A 16219-nucleotide genomic window follows, 5' to 3' on the forward strand; every position below is an offset into this window, starting at 1 on the left:
CATAAATGACGGGGTTGTGCATCATGCACTGGCTTTTAACACACTGTTGAGTTCTCAAGAAACGGACGCGTACATCCTCACCAGAAACCCTTTCGGGATCCTCGCTCGGAGGCGTTCATTTCGTCTTTGCTATGTCTTAATCCTGTCAGCCGTTTGAGTCTCTGTCAAATTGACCGGACTCGCTCGACCTGCAGGAATAACCGCCGTCCCGTTTCGGAGACAACCCCTCTAACTTACTCCAAAGCCTGACTCTTGTCGAATCGACCCCCCGTGGACACGAAGATCCACGGACTGGATGGTGCTAGGGAGGTGTCCCCGAGTGAGGCCGACGATCAACGCCGTCCTCGTGGGACTGGTGAACTCTATGTACGGCTCCCGGAACCGTCAAATCGACGGTTTACCCGTCTGCGGCAGTGTCACTTCGGAGGCAGGGGTACGTACCCCGCGTGGAGCATCAATCCGTGCCGAGAACCCTCATCGTCCTGGTGGGACTCTCCGGTGCGGTGATCGTTCTCTTCGGGATCCGCGAGGTGGCGTCCATCGTCGGGCCGTTCGTGCTCGCGCTGGTCCTCGTCATCGCCGTGTCCCCGGTGCGCACCTGGCTGGCGGCCCGGCGGGCGCCGATCTGGGTGCAGGTCGCGGTGCCGTTCCTGATTCTCGTCATGGTGCTGCTCGCCATGGCGGGGGTGCTGACGATCTCGGCGGTGCAGCTCGGCGCGCTCGTCCCCACCTACACGCGGGAGTTTCAAGCGCTGCTCGTCGACGCGCAGAACTTCGCCGTCGCCCACGGCGTCAGCGTCGAGCAGCTCGACAGAGCGATCGAGAGCTTCGATCCCGAGCGGATCATCGGCATCGCGCAGAGCCTGCTCGGCAGCGTCATCGGGGTCTTCTCAGGGCTGTTCCTCATCGTCGTCCTGCTCCTGGCGATGTGCCTGGACGCGCCCGCCACGTCGAGGATCCTGTCCACCAGTGTGGACAGGAGGCCCGGGGTGGTGACCGCGCTGGACGTCTTCGCCCACAAGACGCGGCGCTATCTGATCGTCTCCACCATCTTCGGGCTGATCAGCGCGATCCTCGACGTCCTGGCCCTCACGGTCATCGGCGTCCCACTGCCGCTTCTGTGGGGAGTCCTGGCGCTGATCGCCAACTACATCCCCAACATCGGTTTCGTCCTCAGTCTGCTGCCGCCGGCGACCCTGGCCCTCCTGGACGGCGGCGTGCAGGAGATGGTCCTGGTGATCACCGCCTACACCGTCATCAACGTGGTCACACAGTCCTTCATCCTGCCCAAGTTCCTGGGGGACGCGGTGGGGCTGTCTACCACGATGACGTTCATCTCGCTCATCGTGTGGACCTTCGTGCTCGGTCCGCTGGGAGCCGTGCTGGCGATCCCGCTCAGCCTGCTCGCCAAGGCCCTCCTGATCGACAGCGATCCGGCGGCGAAGTGGGCCGCCGCGCTCGTCTCGAACAGGCCGCCACCCGCCTGATCGAGCTACCCGCCGTGCAGCAGGTGGCGCAGCGTCACGCCGCTCAGCCGCTTGACGTCGTGTGACAGATGCGCCTGGTCCGCGTAGCCCGCCACGGCCGCGACCTCCGCCGCCGCGACGCCCGAGCGGGCCAGCCGCAACGCTCGCTGGAACCGGACGACGCGCTGCAGCGTCTTCGGCGCGTAGCCGAAGCCCGCCACGGTCCTGCGGTGCAGGTGGCGCTCGCTGAGCCCCAGTTCCCAGGCCACCTCCCGCACGCCCCGGCCGGCGCGGAGCGCGGTGAGGATGGCGGGCGCAGCCGGGTCGGGGCCGGGGATCTCACGCAGGCGGGCCGCCACCGCGGCCCGCAGGACGGGCAGCGGGTCGGCCCCCTCCGGATCGAGGTCCGGTACGTCCCGCAGCCGGATCCCGGGCCCGGCCAGGGGCGGCACGGCGCCGAGAGCTGCCAGGGGGACGCGCTGGTCGCGCAGGTCGGAGAGGGGGACGCCGAAGAACTCGCCCACCGCGCCCGGTTTGAAGCGGATGCCAGACAGCACGTCACCTGGGCGGATCCTGCTGGGGACAGGGCCGGTGTCGGGGCCGGCGACGAAGGGGCCGTCCGGGCCCCAAATCAGGTCGACGCAGCCGTCGGGCACCACCAGCTGGGTGCCCTCCCTCTCACCGACCCGCCGCCACAGGCAGGCGACCCGTCCGGCCAGAGCCGGCTCCGGCGCCCATTCCGCATACATACCTCAAGGCTAGGCGGCGCCTACGACACTTAGCCGGGCAAGGGCGGGGTGAGCGGCGCTCGGTCGGGCGAGCGGGGGTCTGTGGCGATCAGGCCGGCAGGCGGCCGTATGCGCGCAGGGTCTTGAGGCGTCCTACCGTCAGGTAGCCGCCCCACTCGTGGGCCACGACCGGGGTCCACATGAGGAAGTTAGGGTGCCAGCCGCCATCCTCCGACTGGGCCGCCGGCAGGGCGTCCAGGTGGCGGTCGAGGACGTCGGTGTCGAACAGCGGCAGCCGCAGCGGCTCCGGCGCGAAGTCCAGCGGGAAGTGCGCCTCCCCCTCGGCGTCCGGGTCGAACGAGACGGTGGCCAGGATCCCGTCCTTCAGCCGGTCGAACTCGGCCAGCGCCCGTTCCCTGTCCGGGACCAGGTCAAGGAAGGTGACGACGGCGCGGGCCTCGTACGGTGTGATCTTGTCGATGGCGGCGACGGCGCGCCAGCAGAAGTCGGTGGCCGGCCCGAGCCATGGGTGGGTGATGCCGTGCTTGTGCAGGAGTCCGGCGAGGGAGGCGGTGGGGATGAGGTGGCCCTGCGGGTCGTCGGTGGTCTCCCACCAGGGGGCCCTCGGGGTGTCGCGGACGCTGGGCAGCACGAACGGGACGCCGCCGTCCTCGGTCGTGACGCCGAGCAGGTAGTCGCAGGCGGCCGTCACCATCGGGTCGGAGAAGGCGTCCAGTTCGTCCAGGATCCAGAACGCCACCTCGACCGGCTCCGGCTGGCTGCCCGCGCCGCGCAGGTCGGGTTCGAGCGCGTTGCCGAAGCCCCCGTCGGGGTTCTGGTAGCAGCGCAGCGCGTCGAGCACCCGATCCCGGGGCCCTCCGGCGAACAGCGTCTCGAACCTGAGCCTGTCGATCAGCCGGGCGTGAAGCTGCAGGTAGGCGCCCGCGCGGTGAAGAACGTCCATAGGGCCGACGCTACTGGCACGGGCGCGGCGAAGCTTGTAGGAATCGGACGCGTCATGGGGTGGCCAGCGCCTCCGTGGGTGACATGCGGGCGGCGCGCACGGCCGGGTAGAAGCCGGCGAGGCCGCCGATGACGAGGGTGGCCACCACGCCGCCGGCCATCGCCCAGACGGGCACGATCGCGGGCCAGCCCTGCAGACTCGCGTAGGCGGCGGTGACCGCGATGCCCAGCGCCACTCCGCCCACTCCCCCGATGGCCGACAGCAGCAGTGACTCGGCCAGGAACTGCAGCCTGATCTGGCCGCGGGTGGCGCCGAGCGAGCGGCGCAGGCCGATCTCGGCCCGCCGTTCCAGCACCGAGATCACCATCGTGTTGGCCACGCCGACGCCGCCGACCAGCAGGGCGACGCCGCCGAGGCCGAGCAGGAGGGCGTTGAGCGTGGCGTCGGCGGCCTGCTGGGCAGCCAGCGCGTCCGACGGCCTGGACACCTCGACCTCGTTGGGCGCCTCAGGGTTGGCGGTGGCGGCGAGCACGTCGCGCACCGCGGTCACCGACTCCTCCTCCGCCCGGGTGTAGATGGTGGTGGGGTAGCCGTCGAAGCCGAGCCGCTCCTCGGCGACGGGCCAGCCGACCAGGGCCGCGGTGTCGAGCTCCGGAGCGAGCGGCGCGGGGGCGAGCACGCCGACGACGGTGAACCACTGCCCGCCCAGCCAGACGCGCTGGTCGGGGCCCGCTCGGACGACGCCCAGCCGGTCGGCCGCCTTGGCGCCGAGCACGGTGGCCGGATAGCGGTGGGTGGCCTCGTTCAGCCAGGCGCCGCCGGCCAGCTGAACGCTCACCTCCCGCGGCAGGTCGAGCCGGGCGGCGAGGACGGAGATGCTGCCCGACTCGGCTTCGGGGATGTGGTCGTTGCGGTAGACCTTGGCCTGCGTGACGCCGGTGGCGGTGACCGAGGTGACCGGGCCGATCTGGCCGATCATGCCTTCGGCCTCGCTCGGCAGGTGGGCGTCGTCGCCGAACAGGGTCTGGCCAGGGGAGACGGAGAGCAGGTTCGTGCCGAGGGCCGCGAGCTGCCGGTTGAGGTCCTCCTGGCTGGAGGCGGAGATGCCGACGACGCCGATCATGGCGGCGATGCCGATGGCGATGCCGAGCGCCGACAGGAACACCCGCAGTGGCCTGGTCCGCAGGCCGGCGCCGCCGACCCGGACGACGTCGCGGGGCCGCATCCGGGCGCTTTCCAGGACGGTCACAGCCTGGCCCCTTCCACTACCCGGCCGTCGAGCATCTCCACCTGGCGGGGCAGCCGGGCGGCGATGTCGCGGTCGTGGGTGATGATGACGACGGTGGTGCCGGCGGCGTTGAGCTCGCGCAGCAGCTCCATCACTCCGGCGCCGGATCGGGAGTCGAGGTTGCCGGTCGGCTCGTCGGCCAGCAGCAGGGGCGGGTCCGCGACGACGGCCCTGGCGATGGCCACCCGTTGCCGTTCGCCGCCGGACAGCTCGTGCGGGCGGTGGCCGAGCCGGTGCCCGAGGCCGACCCGCTCCAGCGCCTCGGCCGCCCGTTCGCGCCGCTCGCGCAGGGGCGGCCCGGTGTACAGCAGGCCGTCGGCCACGTTGTCCAGCGCGGACACCCCGGCCGCCAGGTGGAACTGCTGGAACACGAAGCCGATGACGTTCGCGCGCAACGCGGAGAGCTGCCTGTCGGTGAGCGCGCTCACGTCGTGCCCGGCGATGCGCACGGTGCCGCCGGACGGGCGGTCCAGGGTGCCCATCATGTTGAGCATGGTCGACTTGCCGGAGCCGGACGGGCCGACGATGCCGGCGAGCTCGCCGTACCGGATGGTCATGGAGGCGCCGCGCAGCGCGGCGACGTCGCCGTACACCTTGCTCACGTCCTCAAGCTCGACGATCACTTGGGCACCGCCACGGTGGCGCCCTCGTCGACGCCGGTGATCTCGACCTGGCCGTCGGCGAACATGCCGGTCTCGACCGCGGCGTAGGCGGTGACGCCGCCCTGGACGACCTGGACGCCGTAGCCGCCCTCGGCCAGCGCGAGCAGTGCGCCGACGGGCACGGCGAGCACGTCTTCGCGCTGCCGGGAGACGATCGTGACGTCCACGGGGGCGGAGTCGAAGGACTGCCGAACGCCGCTCACCGAGAGCTCGACCTCGACCGTGGTGGCGGCCTCGTCCTCGCCGCCGGTCTCGGCGACCTTGCCGACCCGGGTGACCTTGCCGTTCACCTCGGTGCCGTCGGGCAGCTCGACGGTCGCCTTCAGGCCCTTGCGCACCAGGTGGGCGTCGGCCACGTCGAGGTCGACGAGGACCTGGCGGGTGGTGCCGGTCGCGGTGAGGACCGGGCCGCCGGCCGTGGCGCCGAGCGTGGTCTTGAGCTCGGCGACGCGGATCCGGCCGTCGGCGACGACCACGTCGGACGGGAGCACCTTGCCGGTGACCTGCACGCCGAGGTCGTCCTGCCAGTCCTCGACGGCCTCCCTGGTGGCCCAGGTGTAGGCGTCGTCCACGTCGAAGCCGGTGTAGCCGAGCTTGGCCAGGTTGCGTTCCAGCAGTTCGACGTCCTTGCCGCTGACGCCGTCCTCCAGGGTGCGGTAGAGCGGCATGGCGCCGTAGAGCAGGGGGCGGCGGTCGGCGTCGACGCTGTAGACGGCCCTGCCCCGGGTGATGGTGGCGCCTTCGGCGGGCAGCCAGGTGATCGTGCCCTGGGCCTTGGCGGTGATGGTCAGGGGCTCGCCGTAGCCGAGGGTGCCGTCGACGGTCTTGGTCTCGGTGAGTGTCGTCCTGGTCACCTGGGCGGTGGCCGGGGGCGTGCGGGTCGCGGTGGCCGTACCTGTGCCCGTGCCCGTGCCGCCGACGCCGACGGCGGCGGCCGTGACCGCGGCGGCCAGCAGGGCGGCGCCGGTGGTCCAGGCGACGACGCGCAGGGGGCTCCGGCGGCGCGGTGGCAGGGCGCGGCTCCGCAGATCGCTCTCCTCCTTGATCTGGGTCACTTGCGCCCGCCTCTGAGGGGCGCCATGTCCCGGCAGGCCTCCATGGCCTTCTGGAACGTGGGGTCGCCGGGCTTGATACCGTTCCCGCCCTTGATCCGTACGGCGCCGCCGTCGGGGTCGGGGTCGGGCATGTCGACGCCGTTGTCGCGCATGCACCGCGCGAACTCACGCATCTTCTCCTGGTCCTCGGGGGTCAGCTCCTTGCGGTCCTTGAAGGGGGCCAGGGACCGGCAGGCCTCCATCGCCTTCTTCATGTCCCCCTTGCCGGCGTCCTTCTTGGTCATGATCCGGACGTTGCCGTCGGCGGGATCCGGGTCGGGCATGTCGATGCCGTTGTCGCGCATGCACTGGGCGAACTTCCTGCCCTGTTCCGCCGGGTCGGTGGAGGCGGTGGGCGAGGCGGAGGTCGCGGGCGTGCCGGAGGCCCGCGTCACCGAGGCGACGCCGGTGGTGCTCGGCTGGTTTCCGCAGGCCGCTACCAGGGTGATCAGCGCGGCGGCGAGTAATGCTCGTCTCATGCTCCCGACTGTGGCCGGGCCGCATCGGAGCCGGCTGGGAGCCGCCTAGGAGCCAGGTAGGAGGACGCGGAAGGTCGCTCCCTCGCCGGGCCGGGAGTCGAGCTCGACCTCGCCGCCGTGGGCGTGCACGATGGCGGCCACGATGGCCAGGCCGAGTCCGGCGCCGCCGCTGCCTCGCGTTCTGCCCGGGTTGACCCGGTAGAGGCGGTCGAAGACGTGCGGTACGTGCTCGGGCGGCACGCCGGGGCCGGTGTCGGCGACCTCCAGCACGGCCATGCCCTGCCGCCTGCCCACGCGGACCGTGACGGAGGCGTCCGCGGGGGTGTGCGTGAGCGCGTTGCCGACCAGGTTGGCGGCCACCTGGCGCAGGCGGGCCTCGTCGCCCACGACGGAGACGGGGACGAGCGAGTCGTCGAAGCCGGAGAGCCGCACCTGCCGGTCGGGGACGCGGACGCGAGCGTCGCGGATCGACTCGGCCGCCACCTCCAGCAGGTCGACGGGCCGGCGGTCCAGCGGGCGCTCCTCGTCGAGCTGGGCCAGCGTCATCAGGTCGTTGACCAGGACGCCCATCCTGGCGGCCTCGTCCTCGATCCGGCCCATCATCTCGCCGGTGTCGGCGCCGCCTCTGCGGTAGAGCTCGGCGAAGCCGCGTACGGAGGTGAGCGGGGTGCGCAGCTCGTGGGAGGCGTCGGCCAGGAAGCGCCGCATCCGCGACTCGGAGGCGGTCCTGGCCGCGATCTCCGACTCGACGCGGTCGAGCATGACGTTCATCGCCGTGCCCAGGCGTCCCGCCTCGGTGTGCCCGTCGGGCGCGGGCACCCGGCTGGCGAAGTCACCGCGGGCGATGTGGCCCGCCGTACGTTCCATCCTGGTCAGCGGTCGCAGGCCGAGCCGTACCACGGCGTCGGCGGCCAGCCCGAGCAGGAGCAGCACCAGCGCGCTGACGGCGGTGGCGATGGCGACGTTGGAGGTCTGGGTCTGCTCGACCTCGGCCAGCGACTGCGCGAACACCCAGGTGGTGCCGTCGTCGGCGGGTGTGGCCAGGACGCGCCAGGAGGGGCCGTCGGAGCCGGCGACGGTGTACGGCGTGCCGTAGTGGACGTCGCCGAGCTCCGGGCCGGGGCCGTTGTGGCGCGGGAGGGCGCTGACGAGGTCGCCGTCCGGCCCGAAGACGTAGATCCGGATCACGGAGGCGAGGCGCTTCTCCAGCACGTTGCCCATCTCGCCGGGCTGCGGGGGTCCGGGCCGGATCGCCATGACCCGCTGGCCGGACACCTTGGTCAGGCCGGTCAGCTGCTGGTCCACCCGCTGGACCATGGTGTCGCGGAGCAGCGTGATGCCGAACACGTTGACCAGCGTCAGCGCGAGCGTGGTCAGCCCGAGCATCGCCACGACCAGGCGGGCGCGCAGGGTCCAGGTGGAGGGCCTCACCGGGGGATCCTGAGCGTGTAGCCGACGCCGCGCACGGTGTGGATGAGCTGCGGTTCGACCTTGTCGATCTTCTTGCGCAGGTAGTAGACGTACGACTCGACGATGCTGGCGTCGCCGTCGAAGTCGTAGCGCCAGACGTTGTCGAGGATCTGCGCCTTGCTGACCACCCGGCCGGCGTTCGTGAGCAGGTATTCGAGCAGTTTGAACTCGGTCGGGGACAGGTCCACCGGCACGCCGCCGCGCCGTACCTCGTGAGCGGCCGCGTCCAGCTCCAGGTCGGCGTAGCGGATGACGTCCTCGCGCCGGGCGCCGCCGGCGCTGCGCCGCAGGATCGCGCGGATCCGCAGCACCACCTCTTCCAGGCTGAACGGCTTGGCCACGTAGTCGTCCGCGCCCAGCGAGAGCCCCTGGACGCGGTCCTCGACGGCGTCGCGCGCCGTCAGGAAGAGCACCGGCACGCGGTCGCCGAGCCGCCTGGCCACCTCGAACCCGTCGATGTCGTCCAGCATCACGTCGAGCACCACGATGTCGGGGGCGAAGTCCCGGGCCGCCGTCACCGCCTCGGCCCCGGTCTCAGCGGTCCTGACCTCGAAGGAGACCAGGCGCAGTGTCTGCGAGAGCAGGGCGCGGATGTTGGGTTCGTCGTCGACGACGAGCACCCTGGCCGGTCGGTCCATGCCCCAAGGATTACCCCAGGCACCTCAATGCCGGCTCAAAGCGCTTTTATTCGGTTGCCACCGCCGGGAGCGCCCGCCTAGCGTCGGCGGCATGTGCACGTGCTTCTACGGCTTGTACGCGGTCCGCATCCGTCACGGCCGGCCTCTGGCCCGCCGGTGGACGCGATGACTGACTGAGCGCGTCCACCGGCGTGCCCGGGGCCCTTCGAGATCTCCATCAACTCGAGGACCCGGAAGGGCAGCTGTGGCGCAGAATTTCGCACACGGAAACTACTCACACACCCAGAAGAAAGTCACGGGCGGTCGTACGCCCCGCGACAGGACGAGACGGGAACTGTCGCAGAACTTCCTGGCCGACCCGCACGCGGTGGAGCTGGTGGTCAAGGCCGCCGGTCCCGACGGGCTCGTGCTGGAGCCCGGCGCGGGCGACGGCGTGCTGACCAGGGCGCTGGCCGGGGCCGGAGCCAGGGTGATCGGCTACGAGCTCGACCCGCGGCTGGCCGGCAGGCTGGCGTCGCTGACCCGCGACGATCCCCGGATCGACGTGGTGCGGGGCGACTTCACCACCGCCCGGCCGCCGCGTGAGCCGTTCGCGGTGGTGGGCAACATCCCCTACTCGATCACGTCGAAGATCGTGCGCTGGTGTCTGCGGGCGCCGGGGCTCACCTCGGCGACCCTGCTCACGCAGCGGGAGTACGCGCGTAAGAGGGCGGGCGACTACGGCCGCTGGAGCCTGGTGACGGTGGAGTCATGGCCGTGGTTCGACTGGCGGCTGGGCGACCGGATCGGCAGGGCGAGCTTCCGGCCCGTCCCGTCGGTCGACTCGGCGATCCTGCGTCTCCAGCGCCGGCCCGAGCCGCTGGTGCAGTCGGGCCGGGACTATCAGCGGCTGGTCGAGCTGGGGTTCAGCGGGGTGGGCGGATCGCTGCGCGCCTCGCTGCGAACCCGCTACGACGGGGTGGACGCGGCGCTCGCCGCAGCGGGCGTGGCCCGCGACACGGTCGTGGGCCACGTCCGTCCCGATCAGTGGATCACGTTGTACGCCCGGCTGCACCGGTGAGGTGATCGCTCGCCGGGCCTGTCGTTTCGACGGGCTCGGCGAGCTCCGGCAGGGGCGGTTCACGGCGGGCCCACGGCATCGCCAGGAACAGGACCGGCAGCAGCACGATCGACGCCCGCGACCAGTAGGTGTGCTGCAGGAACCAGCCCGCCTGGTCGTACTGCGTCATCCACACGTAGCCGTAGGCCGCCCAGAAGCAGGTGCCCAGGATGGCCGGCCAGGCGAACCTGGTGGGCCTGGCGATCAGGAACGGCATGAACCAGAGAAGGTACTGGGCGCCCAGGCGCGGCGTGACCACCATGAAGATCAGCAGGATGGCGAGCGTCATGTCGATCGGGTCGGCCCGCCGCCAGATCACCACCGCCGCGACGACGCAGAGGTAGATCAGGTAGGTGCCGACCTTGGCCAGCACCGGCTCCAGCGCCCAGTTGCCGCCGGTGAACCAGGGAGTCCAGCCCCACTCGCCGACGATCGGCCTGATGTCCTGGATGACCCTGATGACCTCGGGGATCTGGCTGAGCGAGGTGCCCGCGAAGATCGGCAGGGTCACCAGGAAGAACAGCGGCACCACGCCCGTCACGAACAGCCCCACGATCCGGGCCCGCAGGTGCGGCAGGAGCAGCAGGAAGCCGGGGATCAGCCAGATCGGCCAGCTCTTCGCGCACAGCGCCAGGCCCATCAGCACCCCGGCGAGCGCGGCCCGCTTGAGGTCGGCGCGGTCGGTGGGGCCGGGTCGCAGTCCCTGGCGGAGCATGCCGAGCAGGGGGCGCGGGGCGGCTGCCCACCCGTTGGCGGTCAGGCTGCGGAAGAGGGCGACGACGTCGGTGCGGATGCCCGCCCGCTCCGGGGAGCCGGGCCCGCGCGCGACGACGAACGCGGCCACGCCGAAGACCAGCGCCACCGGCTCGACCTGGCCGTGGATGGAGGCGACCAGCAACGCCAGCGGGTTGAGCGCGTACTGGAAGGCGCGCAGCGACGCCTTGGGGCCGCCCGCGAGCTTGGCCACCAGGGGGATCAGCACGATGTCGGCGACCACGGTGACCAAGCGGCCGGCGAACTCCCACGGGATGCCGAGCCAGAGCAGGATGCCGTACACGTACGGGATCGTCGGCAGGAAGTGCCAGCCGCCCTCGCTGGCCAGGACCGGGTCCTCGCCGCGCAGCACCGCCTCGCCCGCCGGCTTGAAGCTGTGGATGAAGTCGACCGGTTGCCAGGAGTCGTCGGCCGCGGTGAACAGCAACAGCACCCGCAGGACGATGCCCACACAGATGGCGACGATCAGGGGCGGCCGCCAGTCTCGCCACTGGGCGATCAGGGCGAGGGCGATTCCGGTGACGAGGATGATCCCCGTGATGACTGCGTAATCCATGGCGGGATCTAGAGTGCCGTACAGAAAAGCATGGTGCTACCTGCACTTCTGAATTCTTATCCCCGACATGCGGTGCCTAAAGGCGTCAGATCATGACCGTCTGTGCTGAACTTTTCGCATGGGGGGATCGCTAGTCAACCAGGCGCTGGTCAGGCTCTACTTCGAGGTCCGTGAAGGGATACGGGACCCCGTCGCGGCCTGGGCGAAACTCACAGCGAATTCGGAGGTTTACCGCCAGGCGCGTGGCGGGCGGCGGGTTCCCCTCGATGACCACACCGCCGCCGAGCTGGCCGCGGCGGCGATCGTGCACACCGCCGCCGAGCACGGGGCGGATCAGGTGGCCGCGCTGGCGACCTCGCCGCTGGCCGGGCTGGTCGGCGGGATGGGCGGCGCGGTGCTGACCGAGCAGTCCAGCGCGCCCGCGCAGATCCTCGGCCCGAGCTTCCCCGGGCCGGCGACCGAGCACTGGGCGCAGGCGGCCTATGTGCTGCTGTGGGGGGAGAACAACCGGACCGTACGGGCGCCCGGCACGCCGTGGGTGATCGCCGGGCGCTACAAGGGGCAGAAGGTGGTGGCGATCGGGCCGCACCCGACGCGGCTGTCTGACGAGACGCTGGTGGTACGTCCGGGCGCCGACGGCGCGCTGGCCATGGCGGTCGGGCACGTGCTGCTCAAGGAGTTCTACCTGGACCGGCCCGCCTTCACCGAGCACGCGATGGAGTGGACCGATCTGCCGTTCCTGGTGCGGCTGCGCGAGCGCGGCGGCGTGCTCGTGCCCGGCGGGCTGCTCGGGCCGGCCGCCGGCCGGCTGAGCCTGTACGGCGCGGACGGTTCGAAGGGGACCGAGGTGCTGCTGCCGCGCTTCGACGACGGGCCCGGCGTGCTGCCCCGGGGCGTGCCCGCGGTCCGGGACGGCGATCACCTGGTGACGACGGTGTTCGACCTGCTGCTGGCGACGTACGGGGTGGCCAGGCCGGGGCTGCCGGGCCGCTGGCCGTCCGGCTACGACGATCGCGCCGAGCCGTACACACCTGGCTGGCAGGAGGCGTACACCGGGGTGGCCGCCTCGCGCGCGGTGAAGATCGCGCGGGAGCTGGGCGTGACGGCGGAGAAGACCCACGGGCGGTGCATGGTCGTGCCGGGGTGGCTGGACACGCCGCACGCCGACACCGCCTACCGGGCGATGCTGGCGCTGCTGGTGCTCACCGGCTGCCGGGACGGCTGGGCGCAGCCGTCGGCCGGGCCGGACATCCCGCTGGTGCCGTACCTGTGCCTGCACGCGTGCGGTGAGGACCGCTCCGACGTGGGGGCGCTGAGCTGGGCGCTCGGCGACGGCCTGTTCGAGCACCGGACGTCGCGGTCGGTGCTGCTGGAGGCGGTGCGCGACGGGCTGCCGATGGCGCCGCCGCCACGGGTGCTCGCCCTGCCGAGGTGGATCTACCCGCTGCCGCCCCAGGTGGACCTGCTCATCGGGCCGGACGAGCGGTGTGATCTGGCCCCGCCGGACGCGCGGCTGATCGCCGACGCGGTGGCCAAGCTCACCACCGCGCGCCTCGAACCGGCCGTCGCCGGCGCCGAGCCGGGCGAGCGGCGGATGCGGCTGCTGATCGACCACGCCTGGATGCACGAGTACGGCGAGGCGCTGCCGGTCTACCGGCCGCCGGGGGCCGGCCTCCCGCTGAAACCCACCCACCTCGTGCGCATGCCGTGAGCCCGGGGCGGCCTCGCCACCGCCCCGGGCCCGGTATCGGTATCGGTCAGAAGCCCGCCGTGATCCTGGTGAACTCCCAGTCGGCCTGCGCGATACCGCTGCAGTTGGAGACCACGCCGCCGCCGGGGCAGGGGCGGTCACGGTTGACGCCCCAGTAGGCGAGCCTGTTCAGGCCCCTGTCCTTCGCCCAGTTGACGATCTGGGTCCAGGTCTGCGGCGTGGTGAGCTCCTGCTGGTCGGACAGGCCGTTCATGCCGGAGATGCCCATGTGCGCGTACGCCTGCGCGTCGGACCAGCCGTAGGCGTTCTTCAGCGCGTTCTTCAGGCCTTCGGCGGCGTTGACGGTGTCGGTGTAGATGTTGGAGCTGCCGAAGTCGAACGGCATGATGGTGAAGTTGTCGATCGGCACGTTCAGCGCCCTGGCCTGGTTGATCAGGCGGACGCCGTGCGCGTTCGGGCCGGTCGTCGAGGTACCGAAGGTGACGACCACCTTGACGTTGGGGTTGTTCTGCTTGACGATCTTGAGGCCGTTGAGGATGCGGTCCTGGACCGTGTAGTTCTCGAACTCGTCGGTGTTCTCGATGTCGAAGTCGACGACCGCGGGGCCGACGGCGTTGATGACCTGCTGCACGGCGCCGGCGAAGGCGGCCGGGGTGGAGCAGTTCGGGCCGAGCTTGTTGCCCTGCCAGCCGCCGAAGGAAATCTGGACGCTGCCGCCCTTGGACTTGATCGTGTTGATCGCCTGCGCGTCGGCGCCGCCGGTCAGCGGGCGCTGGCCGTCCCAGGCCGGGTTGCAGCCGCCGCTGGACAGGATGAACGCCATGGTGAACGACCTGATGCCGGTGGCGTCCATGACCGTGCCCGGGTTGGGCGGGTTGCCCCAGCCCATCCAGAGGTACGGCGCGCCGGGCATCCTGGACGGGTTCGGGTCGGGGTCGGGGCCGCCGCCTTCGGAGGTCCTGGCGGTGACGGTGTTGCTCGTGCCCGACAGGTTGCCGGCGGCGTCGCGGGCCCTGACCGTGTAGGTGTAGCTGGTGTTCGCCGCGCGGCCGGTGTCGGTGTAGGAGGTGCCGGAGACGGTGGTCACCAGGGTCGAGCCCCGGTAGACGTTGTAGCCGGTGACGCCCACGTTGTCGGTGGCGGCGTTCCAGGCCAGCGAGACGCTGCTCGCGGTGACGCCGGTCGAGCGGAGGTTGCCCGGCACGGAGGGGGCGCTGGTGTCGGGCCCGCCGCCGCCGGAGACGACCTTCCACAGCGCGGGCACGACGTTCGGCTCCCAGCCGGGCTGGGAGGTGTGGCTCTGCAGGCACTCGTAGTCGACGCCGTTGTGGGTGACGCGGGTGCCGACCGTGTACGGGGTCCATGCCGTCCAGGCGGGGGCGGCGACGACCGCCGCGCCGTAGGCGGCCGGGGCGATGGTGGCGAGGCCGGAGACGGTCAGGGCGAGGGAGGCGAGTAAGGCAAGGAACATGCGACGAAATTTCATGACATTCCCTGGAGGTGCGGCTTGACGGTCCTGGAGAAGTTCCAGTTGTTGCTGGCGTCCCAGTTGATGGACCACGTCATCGCGCCGCGGATGCCCGGATAGGCGCGCGGCGGCGTGAAGGTCCCGCAGCGGGTACGCGTGGCCAGGCAGTCCAGCGCCTGGTTGACCAGGGCGGGCGCGACGACTCCGCCACCGGCCGCCCCCGGCCCGGCGGGCAGGCCCAGGGCCACCTGGTCGGGACGCAGGCCGTTCTCCAGCTGGATGCAGGCCAGCGCGGTCATGAAGTCGACCGAGCCCTGCGAGTACGCCCACTGCCGGTCGCAGCCGAGCATCGAGCCGGAGTTGTAGAACTGCATGTGGACGACGGTGAGGATGTCCTTGATGCTCAGCGCGAGCTTGAAGTACTCCATCTGCGCCGACTGCATGTCGATGGTCTGCGGCGCCATCGTGATGATCAGGTCGGCGCCCGCCTTGGCGCGCAGCGATCTGAGCGCCTGGGCCATGTAGGTGGCGTTGAGCCCGTTCTCCAGGTCGATGTCGACGCCGTCGAAGCCGTAGCTCCGCATGAGCGCGTGCACCGTGTCGGCGAACCTGGTCGCGGCCGCGGCGTCGGCCACCTGGACCCGGCCGGTCTCGCCGCCGACGGACAGGATGACCTTCTTGCCGCGCTGGTGCAGCGCCTGCACGTCGGCCCTGAACTGGGCGTCGGTGTAGCCGCCGAGCGCGCTCGACAGCCCCGGGTCGACGCCGAAGACGACCTCGCCCGGCGTCGCGGTGGCCTCGCCGAACGCGATCGCGATCAGGTCGTAGTCGTTGGGCACCGCCGAGAGCTTCAGCTCGGTCGCCTGGTTGACGAAGTTGTGCCAGTAGCCGGTGAGGAAGTGCGCGGGCAGATCCCCGCCGGGCTCGCCCGGGTCGCAGCCGGTGGTGGTCGCGGTCACCGGGTCACTGGCGGGCGACTCCCCTGCCGTGTTGTAGGCCCTGACCGTGTAGGTGTGGGTCTCGCAGGCGCCGAGGCCGCCGATGGTCGAGCCGGTGGAGCTGACCGTGGCCTTGACGGCCGTGCCCTCGTAGACCCGGTAGCCGGTGACGGTGCCGCCGGAGGCTCCCCAGGACAGGGCGATGGCGCTGTCGGTGGGGTTCGCCGTCACGGCGCCGGGCTTGCCGGGGACGCCGGGGCCCGGGCCGGTGCCGCCGTCGCAGGACGCGCCGTTCAGCGTGCAGTTGGAGATGCCGGGGAAGTTGCCGGGGCTGCCGTTGAAGCCGAAGCTGACGCTGGCTCCCGGCGCCAGGGCGGACGCCCAGCTCGGATTGGTGAACGTGTGCTGCCTGCCGTCCTTGGTCAGTACGGCGTCCCAGGCGGAGGGGATCGTGAAACCGGACGGGATGTCGAACCGTACGGTCCAGCCGTTCATCGGGGTGGACGTGCCGTTGGTGACGGTGACCTTGCCTTCGAAGCCGGTGCCCCAGTCGGAGACCTTGACGAAGGTGGCGGAGGCCGAGGCGGCGTGGGCGGGGAGCGCGATGAGGCTGAGGGCGAGGGTCGCGAGCGATACTAAGATCACGCGAACTTTCACATTTCATCCTTCTTGCTGGCGTACCGTACGGCTTGCGCCTGGGGGGTAGAGCGCAAGCCGCACGGCACGGCCCGCGGGAGGCGACGCGGGCGCTTGGGGGGTCAGCAGGAGCCGGGTTCCGGGGGGAATCCGGCAAGATTCTGTTAGGAAAGTTTCCTAAGAGTTGTCGCGATCGTAGCCTTGACAAGGGTTCCTTACAAGACCCAATAAAAGGCCCCGCCGTATTG

14 protein-coding genes are annotated in these 16219 nt (G+C 71.1%); 3 read left to right on the top strand and 11 right to left on the bottom strand.

The genetic code is table 11. The annotated features are described in order from the left end of the window. Window positions 1-461: 461 nt before the first annotated feature. On the top strand, window positions 462-1487 hold the full coding sequence (locus tag ACTMTF_RS11825; RefSeq protein ID WP_441110645.1) for an AI-2E family transporter: 1026 nt from the start codon (window positions 462-464) through the stop codon (window positions 1485-1487). 5 nt (window positions 1488-1492) lie between these two features. Here ACTMTF_RS11825 and ACTMTF_RS11830 read toward each other — a convergent pair whose 3' ends face one another. The 8 genes from ACTMTF_RS11830 to ACTMTF_RS11865 form a co-directional block, all read right to left on the bottom strand. Then, the gene (locus ACTMTF_RS11830; protein ID WP_441110646.1) at window positions 1493-2215 is read right to left on the bottom strand and encodes a DUF6597 domain-containing transcriptional factor; all 723 of its coding nucleotides are present in this window, start codon (window positions 2213-2215) and stop codon (window positions 1493-1495) included. A gap of 88 nt (window positions 2216-2303) precedes the next feature. Beyond that, the gene (locus ACTMTF_RS11835) at window positions 2304-3158 is read right to left on the bottom strand and encodes a hypothetical protein (RefSeq protein ID WP_441110647.1); all 855 of its coding nucleotides are present in this window, start codon (window positions 3156-3158) and stop codon (window positions 2304-2306) included. Between the two features lie 52 nt (window positions 3159-3210). Next, window positions 3211-4383, bottom strand: coding sequence for an ABC transporter permease (locus ACTMTF_RS11840; protein WP_441111025.1), 1173 nt, complete (start codon window positions 4381-4383; stop codon window positions 3211-3213). Between the two features lie 20 nt (window positions 4384-4403). Beyond that, complete coding sequence (locus ACTMTF_RS11845) at window positions 4404-5066, bottom strand: ABC transporter ATP-binding protein (protein WP_441111026.1); 663 nt, start codon at window positions 5064-5066, stop codon at window positions 4404-4406. Then, window positions 5066-6163: a peptidoglycan-binding protein gene (locus ACTMTF_RS11850; protein WP_441110648.1), complete on the bottom strand. Its 1098-nt coding sequence runs from the start codon at window positions 6161-6163 to the stop codon at window positions 5066-5068. The genes ACTMTF_RS11845 and ACTMTF_RS11850 overlap by 1 nt, the downstream gene beginning before the upstream one ends. Then, window positions 6160-6681 carry a hypothetical protein gene (locus ACTMTF_RS11855; RefSeq protein ID WP_441110649.1) on the bottom strand — a complete coding sequence of 174 codons (522 nt, stop codon included), beginning with the start codon at window positions 6679-6681 and terminating at the stop codon, window positions 6160-6162. Before ACTMTF_RS11855 ends, ACTMTF_RS11850 begins: the two co-directional genes overlap by 4 nt. 45 nt (window positions 6682-6726) lie before the next feature. Continuing rightward, window positions 6727-8112: a sensor histidine kinase gene (locus ACTMTF_RS11860; protein WP_441110650.1), complete on the bottom strand. Its 1386-nt coding sequence runs from the start codon at window positions 8110-8112 to the stop codon at window positions 6727-6729. Further along, window positions 8109-8789: a response regulator transcription factor gene (locus tag ACTMTF_RS11865; RefSeq protein WP_441110651.1), complete on the bottom strand. Its 681-nt coding sequence runs from the start codon at window positions 8787-8789 to the stop codon at window positions 8109-8111. Before ACTMTF_RS11865 ends, ACTMTF_RS11860 begins: the two co-directional genes overlap by 4 nt. Window positions 8790-9123: 334 nt before the next feature. Here ACTMTF_RS11865 and erm point away from each other — a divergent pair, with 334 nt between their 5' ends. Further along, a complete protein-coding gene (gene erm, locus ACTMTF_RS11870; protein WP_441111027.1) occupies window positions 9124-9849 on the top strand; it encodes an ErmE/ErmH/ErmO/ErmR family 23S rRNA (adenine(2058)-N(6))-methyltransferase in 726 nt (241 codons plus the stop codon). On the opposite strand, the gene ACTMTF_RS11875 is transcribed toward erm, so the two are convergent. Continuing rightward, window positions 9821-11218 (bottom strand): hypothetical protein, encoded by a 1398-nt coding sequence (locus ACTMTF_RS11875; protein WP_397009838.1) that lies wholly within the window; start codon window positions 11216-11218, stop codon window positions 9821-9823. The two genes, erm and ACTMTF_RS11875, sit on opposite strands and share 29 nt — an antisense overlap. 118 nt (window positions 11219-11336) lie before the next feature. On the opposite strand from ACTMTF_RS11875, the gene ACTMTF_RS11880 reads away from it, so the two are divergent. Beyond that, a complete protein-coding gene (locus tag ACTMTF_RS11880; protein WP_441110652.1) occupies window positions 11337-12929 on the top strand; it encodes a molybdopterin-dependent oxidoreductase in 1593 nt (530 codons plus the stop codon). A gap of 46 nt (window positions 12930-12975) precedes the next feature. On the opposite strand, the gene ACTMTF_RS11885 is transcribed toward ACTMTF_RS11880, so the two are convergent. Together ACTMTF_RS11885 and ACTMTF_RS11890 are read right to left on the bottom strand one after the other, a co-directional pair. After that, window positions 12976-14400: a carbohydrate-binding protein gene (locus ACTMTF_RS11885; RefSeq protein ID WP_441110653.1), complete on the bottom strand. Its 1425-nt coding sequence runs from the start codon at window positions 14398-14400 to the stop codon at window positions 12976-12978. An 11-nt stretch (window positions 14401-14411) separates the two neighbouring features. Beyond that, window positions 14412-15992, bottom strand: coding sequence for a chitinase (locus tag ACTMTF_RS11890; RefSeq protein ID WP_441110654.1), 1581 nt, complete (start codon window positions 15990-15992; stop codon window positions 14412-14414). Between the last annotated feature and the right edge of the window lie 227 nt (window positions 15993-16219).

The organism is Nonomuraea sp. ZG12 (genome assembly GCF_052068115.1).
In the GTDB taxonomy this organism is placed as follows: Bacteria; Actinomycetota; Actinomycetes; order Streptosporangiales; family Streptosporangiaceae; genus Nonomuraea.

Bases quoted from the DNA above. Each gene is read 5' to 3' on its own strand.
- ACTMTF_RS11865 (WP_441110651.1), bottom strand. From the start codon at position 8,789: ATGGACCGACCGGCCAGGGTGCTCGTCGTCGACGACGAACCCAACATC.
- ACTMTF_RS11885 (WP_441110653.1), bottom strand. From the start codon at position 14,400: ATGTTCCTTGCCTTACTCGCCTCCCTCGCCCTGACCGTCTCCGGCCTC.
- ACTMTF_RS11855 (WP_441110649.1), bottom strand. From the start codon at position 6,681: ATGAGACGAGCATTACTCGCCGCCGCGCTGATCACCCTGGTAGCGGCC.
- ACTMTF_RS11830 (WP_441110646.1), bottom strand. From the start codon at position 2,215: ATGTATGCGGAATGGGCGCCGGAGCCGGCTCTGGCCGGACGGGTCGCC.
- ACTMTF_RS11840 (WP_441111025.1), bottom strand. From the start codon at position 4,383: ATGCGGCCCCGCGACGTCGTCCGGGTCGGCGGCGCCGGCCTGCGGACC.
- ACTMTF_RS11880 (WP_441110652.1), top strand. From the start codon at position 11,337: ATGGGGGGATCGCTAGTCAACCAGGCGCTGGTCAGGCTCTACTTCGAG.
- ACTMTF_RS11875 (WP_397009838.1), bottom strand. From the start codon at position 11,218: ATGGATTACGCAGTCATCACGGGGATCATCCTCGTCACCGGAATCGCC.
- ACTMTF_RS11835 (WP_441110647.1), bottom strand. From the start codon at position 3,158: ATGGACGTTCTTCACCGCGCGGGCGCCTACCTGCAGCTTCACGCCCGG.